The sequence below is a fragment of the Salsipaludibacter albus genome (assembly GCF_019798055.1).
GTDB classification, from domain to species: Bacteria; Actinomycetota; Nitriliruptoria; order Nitriliruptorales; family Nitriliruptoraceae; genus Salsipaludibacter; species Salsipaludibacter albus.
Genome location: NZ_JAHOPH010000004.1, coordinates 94,062 through 109,288, shown reverse-complemented (window position 1 = coordinate 109,288; position 15,227 = coordinate 94,062). Strand labels below are relative to the sequence as shown.

At 70.8% G+C, this 15,227-nt stretch carries 11 protein-coding genes; 8 read left to right on the top strand and 3 right to left on the bottom strand.

What is annotated here, in order from left to right:
- Positions 1-28 precede the first annotated feature (28 nt).
- The 3 genes from KR546_RS04290 to KR546_RS04280 form a co-directional block, all read right to left on the bottom strand.
- Complete coding sequence (locus KR546_RS04290; protein ID WP_238443464.1) at positions 29-562, bottom strand: hypothetical protein; 534 nt, start codon at positions 560-562, stop codon at positions 29-31.
- Positions 552-1,202, bottom strand: a complete 651-nt coding sequence (locus KR546_RS04285; protein WP_238443463.1) for an MBL fold metallo-hydrolase — start codon at positions 1,200-1,202, stop codon at positions 552-554. Before KR546_RS04285 ends, KR546_RS04290 begins: the two co-directional genes overlap by 11 nt.
- A gap of 364 nt (positions 1,203-1,566) precedes the next feature.
- Positions 1,567-2,493 carry a hypothetical protein gene (locus tag KR546_RS04280; RefSeq protein WP_238443462.1) on the bottom strand — a complete coding sequence of 309 codons (927 nt, stop codon included), beginning with the start codon at positions 2,491-2,493 and terminating at the stop codon, positions 1,567-1,569.
- 376 nt (positions 2,494-2,869) lie between these two features.
- On the opposite strand from KR546_RS04280, the gene uvrA reads away from it, so the two are divergent.
- The 8 genes from uvrA (at position 2,870) to KR546_RS04240 (ending at position 15,086) form a co-directional block, all read left to right on the top strand.
- Complete coding sequence (gene uvrA / locus KR546_RS04275) at positions 2,870-5,749, top strand: excinuclease ABC subunit UvrA (RefSeq protein ID WP_238443461.1); 2,880 nt, start codon at positions 2,870-2,872, stop codon at positions 5,747-5,749.
- 4 nt (positions 5,750-5,753) lie between these two features.
- A complete protein-coding gene (uvrC, locus tag KR546_RS04270; RefSeq protein ID WP_238443460.1) occupies positions 5,754-7,685 on the top strand; it encodes an excinuclease ABC subunit UvrC in 1,932 nt (643 codons plus the stop codon).
- 29 nt (positions 7,686-7,714) lie between these two features.
- Positions 7,715-8,692, top strand: a complete 978-nt coding sequence (gene rapZ, locus KR546_RS04265) for an RNase adapter RapZ (RefSeq protein ID WP_238443459.1) — start codon at positions 7,715-7,717, stop codon at positions 8,690-8,692.
- On the top strand, positions 8,689-9,648 hold the full coding sequence (locus KR546_RS04260; protein ID WP_238443458.1) for a gluconeogenesis factor YvcK family protein: 960 nt from the start codon (positions 8,689-8,691) through the stop codon (positions 9,646-9,648). The genes rapZ and KR546_RS04260 overlap by 4 nt, the downstream gene beginning before the upstream one ends.
- Positions 9,649-9,650: 2 nt before the next feature.
- Positions 9,651-10,595 (top strand): DNA-binding protein WhiA, encoded by a 945-nt coding sequence (whiA, locus tag KR546_RS04255; protein ID WP_238443457.1) that lies wholly within the window; start codon positions 9,651-9,653, stop codon positions 10,593-10,595.
- A gap of 170 nt (positions 10,596-10,765) precedes the next feature.
- Positions 10,766-11,764 carry a type I glyceraldehyde-3-phosphate dehydrogenase gene (gene gap / locus KR546_RS04250; RefSeq protein WP_238443456.1) on the top strand — a complete coding sequence of 333 codons (999 nt, stop codon included), beginning with the start codon at positions 10,766-10,768 and terminating at the stop codon, positions 11,762-11,764.
- A complete protein-coding gene (locus tag KR546_RS04245; protein ID WP_238443455.1) occupies positions 11,761-12,945 on the top strand; it encodes a phosphoglycerate kinase in 1,185 nt (394 codons plus the stop codon). Before gap ends, KR546_RS04245 begins: the two co-directional genes overlap by 4 nt.
- A gap of 305 nt (positions 12,946-13,250) precedes the next feature.
- Positions 13,251-15,086 (top strand): peptide ABC transporter substrate-binding protein, encoded by a 1,836-nt coding sequence (locus KR546_RS04240; RefSeq protein ID WP_238443454.1) that lies wholly within the window; start codon positions 13,251-13,253, stop codon positions 15,084-15,086.
- The last annotated feature ends 141 nt before the right edge of the window (positions 15,087-15,227 follow it).

Here is a 15,227-nt window from a genome sequence, read left to right as displayed (position 1 = left end):
CCCGGTCCCGTTGCCCGGGCGGGTGGCGTCAGGAGTCCGGGTGGACCGGTCCGCGGAGGTCGATGGTGCGGCCGTCGGCGTCCTGCAGGACCCGGTCGACCCACAGCGTGCCGTGGTCTGGGAGGAGCGAGGTCCGCGGGGTCACCGCCTGGGCGGGGTCGTCCGGGTCGTCACCGGGAAGGCCGACGTGGGCGAGCCGACCATCGTCGTCGGAGATGATCCAGTGGGGCCCGTCCCGGGAGACTCGCAGGTCCTGTCCTGGCAGGACCTCTGCGAGGCGCTCTGCCGGTGGCGGTTCCGCCGCGATGCATCGCACGTCCACCGCGTCGTCGGGCAACGGGGGAGGGCGGTGCATGGATGGCGGCTTGAGGACCTGGCTGCCGTCGTGGAACACGCGCATGGCCATCGGTCGTCGTCCCAGCACCACCCAGATGACCAGGGCGGTGATGGTGAGGACGAGCCCGACCCAGAACATCAGCCACCCGCCGGGCGATCGTCCCGCCGGCGGCGCGACGACGGTCCGGTGACGCGTCGGGCGTTCGTGGTGATCGTCACCAGCCACGCTCTCGCCACGCGTGCAGCTGCGGGCGTTCCGCACCGAGGGTGGTGCTGTCGCCGTGGCCGGGATGGACCCGGGTCTCGTCGTCGAACCGGTCGAACACGCGGGCCTCGAGTCCGTCCATGATGGTGGCGAACTCCTCCGGGCTGGTCGTCCTGCCCGGCCCGCCGGGGAACAACGTGTCGCCGGTCAGCAGGTGCGTGCGCTGGGCCCCCGCGACGACGTAGGTGCAGCTGCCGGGCGTGTGCCCGGGGACGTGCATCACCTCGACCGACAGCTCGCCGACGTCCAGCACGTCGCCGTCGGACAGTCCGCGGTCCACCGATCGGGGGAACAGCTCGGCGTCGCCGGGGTGGCCCCACACGGGCAGGTCGTGGCGGTCGTGGAGGTCGTCCCACGCCCGGACGTGGTCCCAGTGCCCGTGGGTCTGCACGACGGCGACGGGCTCGGTGTCCCCGATCGCCTCGACGATCCGGCCAGCCTCGGCGGCGGCGTCCACGACCAGCGATGCGCCCGTGGCCGTGCAGGTCACGACGTAGACGTTGTTGTCCATGCTCCCGACGGACACCTTGCGGAGCCGCACGGGCCCGTCCTCGTGGTCGACCCAGTCCCCACCCGGCTCCACGTGCCACGCGTCACCCACGTCTGCTCCTGCTGTCGGGTCGTCCTGGTCGAGCGTGCCTGGCTCGACGCGACACGCTCCCGGCCCCATGATGGCACCGCCGCGAGCACTCCGCAGCCCACACCCACGCCACCTGCCTGCACCCGCCACCCCTCCCGGCCTCCTGCCCGCGCTCCGGCCTCCTGCCACGTCGCCCCGCCTGATCCGGCACCGCGGGTGTGATCGCTGGTTCCGGTGGCCCGGACTCAGCGATCACGTCTGAAGGGAGGGCGTCGTGGAGCTTCTGGTTGTGAGCATCGGTTCCGGTGACCCGGACTCAGCCATCACGCCCGAGGGGACGCTCGGTGACCTGCCGGCCGTGATCGCTGCTTCCGGTCAGGCGGACTCAGCCATCACGCCGGTGCCGTGCCAGGGTGACGCCCCTTGAGCCGAGGGCGTCTCTCACTCGCTTCAGGAGGCGGCCTGGAGTCTCGTGGACGTCCTCCCAGGTGGCCCAAACGAGCCGAAGTCCGGCAGCTTCGAGGTCGTTCCAGCGATCCCGGTCGCGTTGGAAGGCCTCGTCGCCGTGGAATTTGCGGCCGTCGCACTCGAGCACGACCCCGGGCCCCGGCCACGCGAAGTCCGCGACCAGCAACCGACCCTCGTGGTGGATCCGGTACTGGGGGACTGGTTCCGGCAGCCCATGTTTCCGGACCAACTCCAGGATGCGAGCCTCGAGGATCGAGTCCACCGGTCCGGCGTCGAGGATGGCGAGGGCTCGTCGGAAGTTGCGTGCACCGGCCAGGCTCGGGCGTCGCCGGAGTTGGGCCACGAGATCGTCCGCGCAGGCCATCCTTCGTTGGCGAACTGTCAGCAGGAGTGCCTCCAGTCGGTGCAGGCGTGTCCGCCCGGCGACGTCCAACAGGGTGCGGGCCGGCGTCGTGGTCCGCAGTCCGTCCACGATCGTTGCATCCACCTGCGTGAGGCGTCGCGATCGATGGCGGATCGTGGCGAACGGCGGCAGGGTGGTGGTGTCGTACGGCACGACGGCGTGGACGGGCAGCCGGGCCGTGCGACTCCTGGCGAGTCCATGGAGGGCCAACGCGGTGTCGTGACTCAGGAGTGCGTCGGGCCCCAGCGCGAGGAGGGCCGCATGATGGCGGGTCTGCATCGTGACCGGGGCACCCGGAACCAGGCGGACACCCGCCCCACAGTCGAACCACTCCTCACGGTTGATGCGGTCGTACCAGGTGCTGGTGGGGATGCCTGCGGCCTTCGCGTCGTCGACGTTGGTCGCGCCGGCGTGATGCCGTGCGCGCCTGAACACCTCCACCCAGCCGCTTCGTCCCATGCCTGCGAGTGTGCGTGGCCCGTGCCCGAACCTGGGGGTCTCGTTGTCCACCTGTGCACAGCAGGGCCGTGAGTGCTGGTTCCGGGGAGCCGGACCGAGCCATCACGGCTGGAGATGGCAGGTGGCCGAGCCGTCGGGCGTGAGTGCTGGTTCCGGTGGGCCGGACGGAGCCATCACGCCCGGAGGGTGGGGCGAACGTCTGTTCGGGTGTCGTGGGGAGGGATACACTCGGAGGTGTCGGCTGGCGCGTCCGGGATGACTGGTGGCCAGCACGGCGTTGGTGGTCGCCCGACCGGCCTCCGCCACCCCGACGCATCTCCCTCCCGCCCGCCGACCAGTCCCTCCGAGGCAACACGACGTGACCGATTCCATCATCGTCCGCGGTGCTCGCGAGCACAACCTCCGCGACGTCGACCTCGAGCTGCCCCGTGACGCGATGATCGTGTTCACCGGCATCTCCGGCTCCGGCAAGTCCTCGCTGGCCTTCGACACCATCTACGCCGAGGGCCAACGTCGCTACGTCGAGTCGCTGTCCGCCTATGCCCGCCAGTTCCTGGGCCAGATGGACAAGCCCGACGTCGACACGATCGAGGGGCTGTCCCCGTCGATCTCGATCGACCAGAAGTCGACCTCGCGCAACCCGCGCTCGACGGTCGGCACCATCACCGAGATCCACGACTACCTGCGCCTGCTGTGGGCCCGCATCGGGATCCCGCACTGTCCGAACTGCGGACGCGAGATCGCCTCCCAGACCGCCGAGTCGATCGTCGACCAGGTCCTGGACCTGCCCGAGGGCACCCGCTACCAGGTGCTGGCCCCGGTCGTCCGCGGCCGCAAGGGCGAGCACGCGACGCTGTTCGCCGACCTGTTGGGGGAGGGGTTCGCCCGGGTCCGGGTCAACGGCGAGGTCGTGCCGATCGACGCGATCGAACGGCTCGACAAGAACATCAAGCACGAGATCGAGGTCGTGGTCGACCGGCTGGTCGCCAAGGACGGCATCCGGCGCCGCCTGGCCGACTCGATCGAGACCGCCCTGGGGCTGGCCGAGGGCGTGTCGATGGTCGAGATCCTGCCGGACCGCGATGCCGTGCGCGCCGCCACCGACGCCGGTGAGGAGCCACCCGCCTCCGAGGTCCTGACCTTCTCCGAGCACCTCGCCTGCCCCGACTGCGGGATCAGCTTCGACCAGCTCGCCCCCCGCAACTTCTCATTCAACTCGCCCTACGGCGCCTGCGAGGTCTGCACCGGCATCGGCTCGCGCCTGCAGGTGGACGCGGAACTGGTCATCGGCGACCCGTCCCTGGGCGTCGACGACGGTGTCGTGATCCCGTGGAACACCTCCAGCGGACAGTCGACCTACTACGCCCAGTTGCTCCGGGCCGTCATCGAACACCTGGGGGGCGACCCCGACGACGCGTGGGAGGACCTCTCCGAGGAGATCCACGACGCGGTGCTCAACGGTGTCTCCGAGCGCATCCACGTCCGCTACAAGAACCGCTACGGACGGGTCCGCTCGTACCGCGCCAACTTCGAGGGCGTGCTGACCAACCTGCTGCGACGCCACGGCGAGACCGACTCGGACCGGGTCCGGTCCAACATCGAGCAGTTCATGCGCGAGGTGCCGTGCCCCGCCTGCAACGGTGCCCGGCTCAAGCCCGAGATCCTGGCCGTCACGGTCGGCGGCAAGGGCATCCACGAAGTCTCGGCCCTGTCGATCGCCGACGCCGACGCGTTCGCCGGCTCCCTCCAGCTGACCGATCGCCAGGCACTGATCGGCGCCCGGGTGCTCAAGGAGATCAACGCCCGCCTGGCGTTCCTGCTCAACGTCGGGCTGGACTACCTGACCCTGGACCGTCCGGCCGGCTCGCTGTCCGGCGGCGAGGCCCAGCGGATCCGGCTGGCCACCCAGATCGGGGCAGGGCTGGTCGGGGTGCTCTACGTGCTCGACGAGCCGTCGATCGGGCTGCACCAGCGCGACAACGAGCGCCTGATCGAGACGCTCCTCGCGCTGCGTGACCAGGGCAACACCCTGATCGTGGTCGAGCACGACGAGGCGACCATCGAGGCCGCCGACCACATCGTCGACATCGGCCCCGGTGCCGGCGAGCACGGTGGCGAGATCGTGCACTCCGGCTCGGTCGCCCAGCTCAAGCAGCTGACCCGCAAGTCGCTGACCGGTGCCTACCTGGCGGGCCAGCGCGAGATCGCGATCCCGCGGACGCGCCGCTCGACGGACGGCAAGCAGCTCACCGTCGTCGGCGCCACCGAGCACAACCTCCACGACATCACGGTCGACTTCCCGCTGGGGGCCTTCACCTGCGTGACCGGGGTGTCGGGCTCGGGCAAGTCCACCCTGGTCAACGACATCCTGGCCCGGGTGCTGATGCGCCACGTCTACACCTCGCGGGCCGTGCCGGGTCGCCACCTCCGCGTGGACGGGCTCGAGCACGTCGACAAGGCCGTGATCGTCGACCAGTCGCCGATCGGGCGGACCCCGCGGTCCAACCCGGCGACCTACACGGGCCTGTTCGACCACATCCGCAAGCTGTTCGCGTCGACCCAGGAGGCCAAGGTCCGGGGCTACCAGCCGGGCAGGTTCTCGTTCAACGTCAAGGGTGGTCGGTGCGAGGCCTGCAAGGGCGACGGCACGATCAAGATCGAGATGCACTTCCTGCCCGACGTGTACGTCCCGTGCGAGGTCTGCGGGGGCAAGCGCTACAACCGCGAGACGCTCGAGGTGCGCTACAAGGACCTGACCATCGCCGACCTGCTCGACCTCCCGGTCGAGCAGGCCCTGGACTTCTTCACCAACCAGCCCACCATCAAGCGATACCTGTCGACCCTCAACGACGTCGGGCTGGGCTACGTCCGGCTGGGCCAGCCCGCCACGACCCTGTCCGGGGGCGAGGCCCAGCGGGTCAAGCTGGCCTCCGAGCTGCGCAAGCGCTCGACCGGCCAGACCGTCTACATCCTGGACGAGCCCACCACCGGACTGCACTTCGAGGACACCCGGCGCCTGCTGCACGTGCTGCACCGACTGGTCGACAAGGACAACACGGTCGTGGTCATCGAGCACAACCTCGACGTGATCAAGACCGCCGACCACCTGGTCGACCTCGGTCCCGAGGGCGGCGACGGCGGCGGTCGGATCGTGGCCACCGGCACGCCCGAGGACGTGGCGGGCGTCGGCCAGTCCTACACCGGCAAGTTCCTGCGCGACCTGCTGCCGTCCCACTGACGGCATGGCCCCCAACCCCGCGACGGCCTTCCGGCCCGAGCCGTCCACGATCCCCGACGCGCCCGGCTCCTACCAGTTCAAGGACGCCGACGCCCGGGTGATCTACGTGGGCAAGGCCAAGTCGCTGCGCAGCCGGGTCAGCAGCTACTTCGGGGCCTGGCACAACATCCAGCCACGGACACGCGCGATGCTGCGGGCGGCACGCGCGGTCGAGTGGATCGTGGTCGACAACGAGGTCGACGCCCTCCACCTCGAGTACACGTTGATCCAGCGGCACCGGCCGCGCTACAACGTCCGCTATCGCGACGACAAGTCCTACCCCCACCTGGTGCTCACCACCTCCAAGGACGTGCCGCGTGCGCGGGTGGCCCGGGGCCGGGTCGCGAAGGGCGATCGCAAGTTCGGCCCCTACGCCCACGCCTACGCGATCCGCGAGACGCTCGACCTCCTGACCCGGTTGTTCCCCGTGCGGACCTGCTCCAAGGGTGTCTACGAACGGGCCGAGCGCTCGGGTCGTCCGTGCCTGCTCGCCGACATCGGCAAGTGCGCGGCGCCCTGTGTGGGGAGGATCAGCCACGACGACCACCGCGCCCTGGTCGACGAGCTCGGGGACTTCCTCGACGGCACCACGACCGACGAGGTGCTGGCCCGCCTCGAGACCGAGATGGACCAGGCGGCCGCGTCGCTCAACTTCGAGAGCGCGGCGCGCCTGCGTGACCAGCTGCGGGACGCCCGCCGCGTGCTGGCCCGCCAGCAGATGGTGTCGGACAAGGGCGACGACTTCGACGTGGTCGCGGTCCACGGTGACGAGCTCGAGGCCGCCGTCCAGGCCTTCTTCGTGCGCAACGGCCGGGTGACCGGGCGCAAGGGCTGGATCGTGGACAAGGTCGAGGACCTGTCCCCGTCCGAGCTGATGACCTCGTTCCTGCTCCAGCTGTACAGCGAGCGCAGCGACGACGTGCCCCCGCGGCTGTACGTGGACTGCGAGCCCGACGACGCCGAGGCGCTGTCCAACCTCCTGGCCGACCTGCGCAACGAGGCCACGGCCGGCAGCCGTGGACGCCCCACCACATCGGTCGGGTTCACCGTGCCCCGGCGTGGTGACAAGGTCGACCTGGTCAAGACCGTGGCCGACAACGCCCGCCAGGCCTTCCAGCGTCACCGGCTCAAGCGGGCCAGCGACTTCACGACCCGCTCGGCGGCGCTGCGCGAGCTGCAGGAGGCGCTGGGCCTGGTGGACGCCCCGCTGCGCATCGAGTGCTACGACATCTCCCACCTCGGTGGCACCGAGGTCGTGGCGTCGATGGTCGTGTTCGAGGACGGGCTGGCCCGCAAGGACGCCTACCGCCGGTTCAAGCTCTCCCAGGACCGCAACGACGACTTCGCGGCGATGGAGGAAGTCATCCGCCGTCGCTTCCAGCGCCTGGTGGACGAACGCCACGACCCGGACGCCGACCCGGAGAAGTTCTCGTACCCACCCGGCCTGGTGATCGTCGACGGTGGCCGGGGGCAGTTGACCGCGGCCCTGGAGGGATTCGGTGCCGTGGAGGTGGACACCGACGACGACGAGACCGCCGAGGTGCTGGACGGGGTCGACTTCGCGGCCCTGGCGAAGAAGTTCGAGGAGCTGCACCGGCCCGGCCGGGCCCGCCCGGTCGTCCTGCCACGTGGCTCCGACGCGCTGTACCTGGTCCAGCAGGTCCGCGACGAGGCCCATCGGTTCGCGGTCACCTACCAGCGCACCCGGCGACGTCGCAGCATCACGACCAGCGAGCTCGAGGAGATCGAGGGGATCGGGCCGACCCGTCGCCGCGCCCTGCTGCGGCGCTTCGGGTCCACCAAGGCGATCAGCGAGGCGTCGGCCACCGAACTGTCCGGCGTGCCCGGGGTGTCCGCCACCCTGGCCGACCGGATCAAGGACCAGCTCAAGGCCTAGGCTCGTGGACATCACTCCGGGGAGACGACGTGACCGATGACGCCGCCACCACCGTGGCCGCCACGACCGACGACGACCATCCCAGCGAGGCCGACGTCGACGCGGCCCGCTCCGCCGAGCAGGAGGTCGAAGCGGCCCTCGAGCGTCCCCGGATCGTGGTGATCACCGGGCTGTCCGGAGCAGGACGCACCCAGGTCGCCAAGGTCCTCGAGGACCTCGACTACTTCGTGATCGACAACCTCCCGCCCGCCCTGATCCCCAAGGTGCGAGACCTGGCCTTCGGACCCGGCGGCGACGTCGAGCGGCTCGCCGTGGTCGCCGACGTCCGCGGGCGGGCGTTCTTCCCCGACCTGGTCGAGGTGGTGCGCACCCTGGGCGTCGAGGGCGCCAACGTCCGGATCGTCTACCTCGAGGCCGACGACGACACCCTGGTGGCGCGGTTCGAGTCCACCCGCCGTCGCCACCCTGCCGCAGGCGACCACCAGGGCGTGCTCGAGGCGATCCGTGACGAGCGGACCCAGATGGTCGAGATCCGCGGGCTCGCCGACATCGTCGTCGACACCAGTGACCTCAACGTCCACGAGCTCCGCGACCGGATCATCGGCCTGCTCGGTGACGAACAACACGCCAAGCTGCGCGTCAAGGTGCTGTCGTTCGGCTTCAAGTACGGCGCCCCCCGCGACGCCGACATGGTGATGGACGTCCGGTTCCTGCCCAACCCGCACTGGGTCGACGCCCTGCGCCCCTACACGGGACTGGACGACGCCGTCCGGGACTACGTCTTCGGCCAACCCGAGACCGAGCCGTTCGTCGACGCCTTCGAACGCCTGCTGGAGGTGGTCGTCCCCGGCTACGTCGGCGAGGGGAAGCGCTACCTGACCATCGCGATCGGCTGCACGGGTGGCAAGCACCGTTCGGTGGCCATCGCCGAGCACGTGGCCGACTACCTCGCCTCCTCGATCGACCAGCCCGTCGTGGTGGCCCACCGCGACGTGGGTCGCCAGTGACCGCAGGCACGCCGACACCGGTCGAGGCCGTGCCCGGCCCGGTCCGGGTGACCGCGATCGGGGGTGGGCACGGGCTGGCGCGGACGCTGACGGCGCTGTGTGACCTGGGCCTGGCCCCGACCGCCGTGGTCTCGGTGGCCGACGACGGCGGGTCGTCCGGGCGCCTGCGACGGGACTTCGGGACGATCCCCCCCGGGGACCTCCGCCGGGCGTTGTCGACCCTGGTGCGCGATCCGGTCACCCGGCACCTGCTCGAACACCGCTTCACCGGCGGCGACGTCGACGGGCACGCCCTGGGCAACCTGCTGCTGCTGGCGGCGGCCGACATCCACGGTGGCGACGTGGCTCGGGGGCTGGACGTCCTGGCGACCATGTTCGGGACCCGGGGGACGGTCGTGCCGGCAGCGGCGCGGCCCGTCGACCTGCGGGCGTGGTTGGCGGACGGCACCGAGGTCGACGGGCAGAAGGCGATCACCACGACGTCCGGGGTCCGGCGCGTGCGGCTCGTGCCGCCCGACGTCGACGCGGCCGACGCCGCGGTCGAGGCCGTCCTGGCCGCCGACCTGGTGGTGGTCGGTCCGGGCTCGTTGTTCACCAGCCTGCTGCCGCCCCTGCTCCTGCCGCGACTGGCCCGGGCGCTGGTCGACACCGGGGCCACGACGGTGCTCGTCGCCAACCTCCGTGAACAGCCGGGGGAGACCACCGGCATGGACATGGCCGACCACCTCGACGTGCTCTTCGCGCACCTCCCGGACGACCTGGTGATGGACGTGTTGGTCGCCAACGCCCGACTGGAGGACCCGGTCGCGCCGGCCCTGGCCGCCCCCGAGCACCACCCCCGGATCCGGCGCGTGGTGACCGCCCCGCTGGCGGACGCGCGTGGCGGTCACGACCCGCAGGCCCTCGCCGCGGTGCTCGGGCCGCTCGGCGCGGTCGCGGCCGGCCCCGGGCGCTGAGCGTGGCCGACGAGCCCGACATCGCGGCGATCCGCCAGGAGCTCAGCACCGTCCCGATCGACCACCCGGACACGGAGTTGGCCGTGCTCGTGCGCCTGGGCGGCACGTGGAGTCGACGTGGGACCTCGACGGGAGCCGTGACCGAGGTGCGCGTGGCATCGACCTCGGGTGCCGTGGTCCGACGGGTCGTCGCCCTGGCCAAGCGGGTCGGCCTGCCCCGCCCCGAGGTCGCCATGCGGGCGGCCGGCGGCCTGCGGACCCGGACCCAGTGGAGTGCCACGCTGCCCGCAGCCCTGCTGGAGGACCTGGGCGTCGTGACCGCCAGCGGTGGGCCGGTCGCCGGCCTCCCCTCCGTGCCCGACGAGGCGCTCCCGGCCGCCGTCCGCGGTGCGCTGCTGGCCACCGGCTCGGTCTCGTCGCCCCGGCGACCGGCGCACCTCGAGATCGCGTTGCCGTCCGGACCGGCCACGTTGGACCTCGCCGACCTGCTGACCGCACGCGGGCTGGCGGTGCACGCCGACGAGGAACGCGGACGGGTGGTCGCCAAGTCGCGCGAGGCACTGGTCGCGCTGTTGGACATGGCGGGTGCCGAGCGGGCGGCGGCCAGCCACGCCCACCACCACGAGCGACGCCAGCTGCGCAACCGTGCGACCCGACTGGCCAACGCCGACGCCGCCAACGTGGAGCGCTCGGTCGACGCCGCCCGCACCCAGGTCGTGACCCTGCAGGCACTGGTCGACGCGGTCGGCTGGGACGTCCTGCCCGAGGACCTGCGTGCCGTGGGGCTGGCACGGCTGGTCAACCCGTCGGCCTCCCTGGCCGAGCTGGGCGAGCTGACCGACCCGCCCCTGGCCAAGTCCACCGTGCATCGGCGGTTGGCCCGGCTGGCCGAGCTGGCCCGGCGCCAGGCCGAGACCGGCTCGCTGGACCCGGACGACGGCGCCTGAGGGCTGGCGGTCCCTTCCGTTCGTCCGTCCGTCGACGATCCGTGCCCCGTCGACCCCTTGCTAGTGTCGACCATGACGGCGTGGCGCCTCGGTCCCTCCGACGCGTCCCGCGACTGCACCACCCCGACCGACGTCCCCGCTCAGTCTCCGACCTCCGACAGGATCATCCCATGGGCCTCCGTGTTGCCATCAACGGCTTCGGCCGCATCGGCCGCAACTACTTCCGCGCCGCCAAGGCCACCGGTGCCGACATCGACTTCGTCGGCGTCAACGACCTCACCGACAACGCCACCCTCGCGCTCCTGCTCCGCAACGACTCGGTGCACGGCCGGTACCCGGGCACGGTCGAGGCGACCGAGGGCGGCCTGCTCGTGGACGGTGACGAGCTGACCGTGTCGGCCGAGCGCGATCCCGCCGACCTCGACTGGGGCGACGTGGACGTGGTCATCGAGTCCACCGGCTTCTTCCGCGACCGTGACGGGGCCGGCAAGCACCTGGCCAACGGGGCGAAGAAGGTCATCATCTCGGCCCCGGCGAAGAACCCCGACGCCACGTTGGTCATGGGCTCCAACCTCGACACCTATGACCCCGACAACCACCACATCATCTCCAACGCCTCCTGCACGACCAACTCGGTCGTGCCGATGACCAAGGTGCTGGACCAGGCCTTCGGGATCGAGCGTGGCCTGATGACCACGATCCACGCCTACACCGGTGACCAGAACATCATCGACGCCCCGCACTCCGACCCGCGCCGGGCCCGCGCTGCCGCCGTGTCGATCATCCCGACCACCACCGGGGCCGCCAGGGCCGCCGCGCTGGTCTACCCGGAGGTCGAGGGCAAGCTCGACGGTGGCGCGCTGCGCGTGCCGGTCCCGGACGGCTCGATCACCGACCTGACCGTGGTGCTGGGCCGTGACGTCACCGCCGAGGAGGTCAACGCCGCCATGAAGGAGGCGTCCGAGGGCGAACTCGAGGGGATCCTGCAGTACTCCGAGGAGCCGCTGGTGTCGATCGACATCGTCGGGAACCCGCACTCGTGCATCTTCGACGCCCCCTCCACCCTGGCGATGGGCAACCTCGTCAAGGTGCTCGGCTGGTACGACAACGAGTGGGGCTACGCCAGCCGCCTCGTCGACTTGACCGTTTTCGTGGGCGAGTCGCTGTGACCGGCGAGCTCCCGGGGCTGGACGACCTGGAGGTGGAGGGTCGGCGCGTGTTCCTGCGCGCCGACCTCAACGCCCCGCTGGTCGACGGCGAGGTCGGCGACGACCTGCGGCTGCAGGCCGCCCTGCCGACCCTCACCGAACTGTTGGACCGGGGCGCGCGGGTCGTGCTGGCCTCGCACCTCGGCCGGCCCGGTGGCGAGGTGGACCCCCAGTACTCGCTCGCGCCGGTCGCGCGGCACCTGTCCGACCTGCTGGACCGTCCGGTGACCCTGGCCGACGACGTGGTCGGCGACGACGCCCGGGCCAAGGTGGACGCCCTGGGTGACGGCGAGGTCGTGCTGCTCGAGAACCTCCGCTTCGACCCCGGCGAGAAGGCCAACGACGACGCCTTCGCCGATGCGCTCGCCGACCTGTGCGACTGCTACGTCGACGATGCCTTCGGTGCCGCCCACCGGGCCCACGCCTCGATCGTGGGGGTGCCCGCCCGGCGACCCGGGGTCGCGGGCCACCTGCTCCGACGCGAGGTCGAGGTCCTCGGCGGGCTGCTCGACGACCCGCGGAGCCCCTACGTGGCCATCCTCGGTGGTGCCAAGGTCAGCGACAAGCTCGCCGTCCTGGACAACCTGCTGGACCGGGTCGACACCCTGGCCGTCGGTGGGGCGATGTGCTTCACCTTCCTCGCCTCCCAGGGCCTGGACATCGGCGCGTCGCGGGTCGAGCAGGACCAGGTCGACACGGTCGCCCGACTGGTGGCCGACGCGCGTGACCGTGGCGTCGAGGTGATCCTTCCCACCGACGTCGTGGTGGCACCGGAGTTCGCCGCGGACGCCACGCCGACGACCGTCGCCGCGGACGCGATGCCGGCCGACCAGATGGGCCTGGACATCGGGCCCGAGACCACCACCGCCATCGCCGGCGCGGTCGCCGGTGCCGCGCAGGTCTTCTGGAACGGCCCGATGGGCGTGTTCGAGTGGGACGCGTTCGCGGCCGGCACACGTGGCGTGGCCGAGGCCATGGCCGCGACCGACGCGCTCACGGTCGTGGGTGGTGGGGACTCGGCGGCGGCGATCCGCAGCATGGGCCTGGCCGACGACGTCGACCACGTCTCCACCGGGGGAGGGGCGTCGCTGGAGCTCCTGGAGGGCACCGTGCTCCCGGGAGTCGCCGCGCTCACCGGCTGATCACCGCACCAGCCTCCGGTCGGCCACGACGCGTGCGTTTCGCGCACGAAGCGCGTTTCGGGGGCTGAGCAGGCGCACACCCGTGCTGCAGTGGGGTCGACCGGAGTCGGCGGGCGCCCATCCTGTCCGCGTGACCACTGTCCGGTAGCCTCGCTGCCGGGAACGCGCCCCCGAACGGGGCTGCACCCGAGGTGTTCGCCGAGCGAACGCCCATGCGGACAATCCCTCGCGTGGCTCGGTACTGTTCCCATCATCGGCTCCTACCGTGATCGTAGGGCCCGACTCATCTACAAAGGACGCACTTCATGAAGACACGCAAGATGCGCCGCCTCGTCGGCGCCCTCGCGGTGAGTGCGCTCGTACTGACTGCCTGTTCAGGCGGCGACGAGCCGGAGACCACCGACACCGAGACCTCCACCGACACCGAGACGTCCACCGAGACCTCAACCGAGTCTGCGGCCCCCGACGCCAGCGCTGCGCCCTCGGAAGAAGGCACCGCTGGTGGCGACGGCTACGACTGGAGCGACGTGCGTCGTCGCCAGGCCGTGTCCATGGCGATCAACAAGCAGGAGATCGTGGACGTCATCTTCCAGGGCACGCGTGCCCCGGGCGACGACTTCTGGCCCCCGACCTTCGTCGGCTATCGCGGTGGCGACTTCTGCCCCAACCTCCAGTACAACCCCGAAGAGGCGGCTGCACTGTGGGAGGAGGCCGGTGGTGACGCTGGTCCAATCACCTTCTGGTTCAACTCCGGTGCAGGCCACGAGGAGTGGGTCGAGGCCGTCAGCAACCAGCTGCAGAACACGCTGGGTGTCTCCGACGTCGCGTTCGAGTCGCTGCCCTTCGGTGACTACCTCGACAAGCTCGACAACGCCGAGGTCGACGGTCCGTTCCGTCTCGGCTGGCTGATGGACTACCCGTCGCCGGGCAACTTCCTGGGCCCGATCCACGCGACCGCCGGTTCGTCCAACCACACCGGGTTCTCCAACGAGGAGTTCGACGCGGCCGTCCAGGCTGGCGACTCGAAGTCCCTCGAGGAGGCCGTGACCGACTACCAGGCTGCCGGTGACATCCTCTGTGAGGAGCTGCCGATCGTCCCGATGTTCTACGGGCTGCTGCAGGCCGTGTACTCGGAGGACGTGTCCAACGTCAGCTTCGACTCGTTCCAGGCACTCAACGTGACCGAGGTCGAGAGCCAGGACGGCGACGTGTCCGTCTACGTCTGTGAGCCGCAGAACTCCCTGTTCGGCTCGATGACCAACGAGACCTGCGGGTCCGAGGTCGTCAACGGCCTGTTCTCGGGTCTGTGGAGCCTCGACAAGGACTCCGGTGAGATCGTCTTCGACGAGGTCGCCGAGGGCTTCGAGTCCAACGACGAGGGCACCGAGTGGACGATCACCCTGAACGAGGGCTGGACGTTCCACGACGGGTCGCCGGTGACGGCGCAGTCGTTCGTGGACGCGTGGAACTGGGGTGCGTACGCCCCGAACGCCGCGCAGAACAGCTACTTCTTCAGCCTGCCCCAGTTCGCCGGCTACGGCGACGTGTCTGCCTGTGGGACCCGTGAGGCCACCCAGGAGGACGTCGACGCCGAGGTTGCGGCCGAGGTCGGGGAAGAGGTCGCGGACTGCGAGAACTCGCCGCCGTCGACCGACACCATCTCGGGCATCGAGGCCGTGGACGACACGACCATCGAGATTACCCTGGACGCGCCGTTCCCGCAGCTCCCCCTGGTGCTGCTGTACAACGCGTTCGACCCGCTGCCTCCGTCGTTCTTCGAGGCCGCTGAGCAGGGCGCCGACGCCCTGAACGCCTGGGGCGAGGCCCCGGTCGGCAACGGTCCGTTCATGATGGACGGTTCGTGGGAGCACGACGTGCAGGTCGCGACGACTGCATACCCGGACTTCGGTGGCGAGGGTCCGAACGTGGACTCCATCACCTACAAGATCTACGCCGAGGACACCACGGGCTACAACGACCTGCGCTCCGGTGCGCTGGACGTGATGGACCAGGTGCCGCTCGCGGAGATCACCGCCGCCCAGGACGAGTTCGGCGACCGCTACATCGAGGAAGCGACCTCGTCCTTCAACTACCTCGGGTTCCCGATCGACCTCGAGCTGGCTGCCAGCTGGCACGGTTGATCCACCCGAACCACGCATGACCCGTCCGGGGGGAGCAGGCTCGTCCTGCTCCCCCCGGGGCATGTCAGCAGGCAGTTCGTGGCGCGCGGTGCGTTGACGGCACACCCCCGCGGTCCGGCAGGACGTTGGCCGGCACGACGC

Coding starts and splice junctions, on each gene's coding strand:
- uvrC (WP_238443460.1), top strand. CDS start 5,754: ATGGCCCCCAACCCCGCGACGGCCTTCCGGCCCGAGCCGTCCACGATC.
- gap (WP_238443456.1), top strand. CDS start 10,766: ATGGGCCTCCGTGTTGCCATCAACGGCTTCGGCCGCATCGGCCGCAAC.
- KR546_RS04240 (WP_238443454.1), top strand. CDS start 13,251: ATGAAGACACGCAAGATGCGCCGCCTCGTCGGCGCCCTCGCGGTGAGT.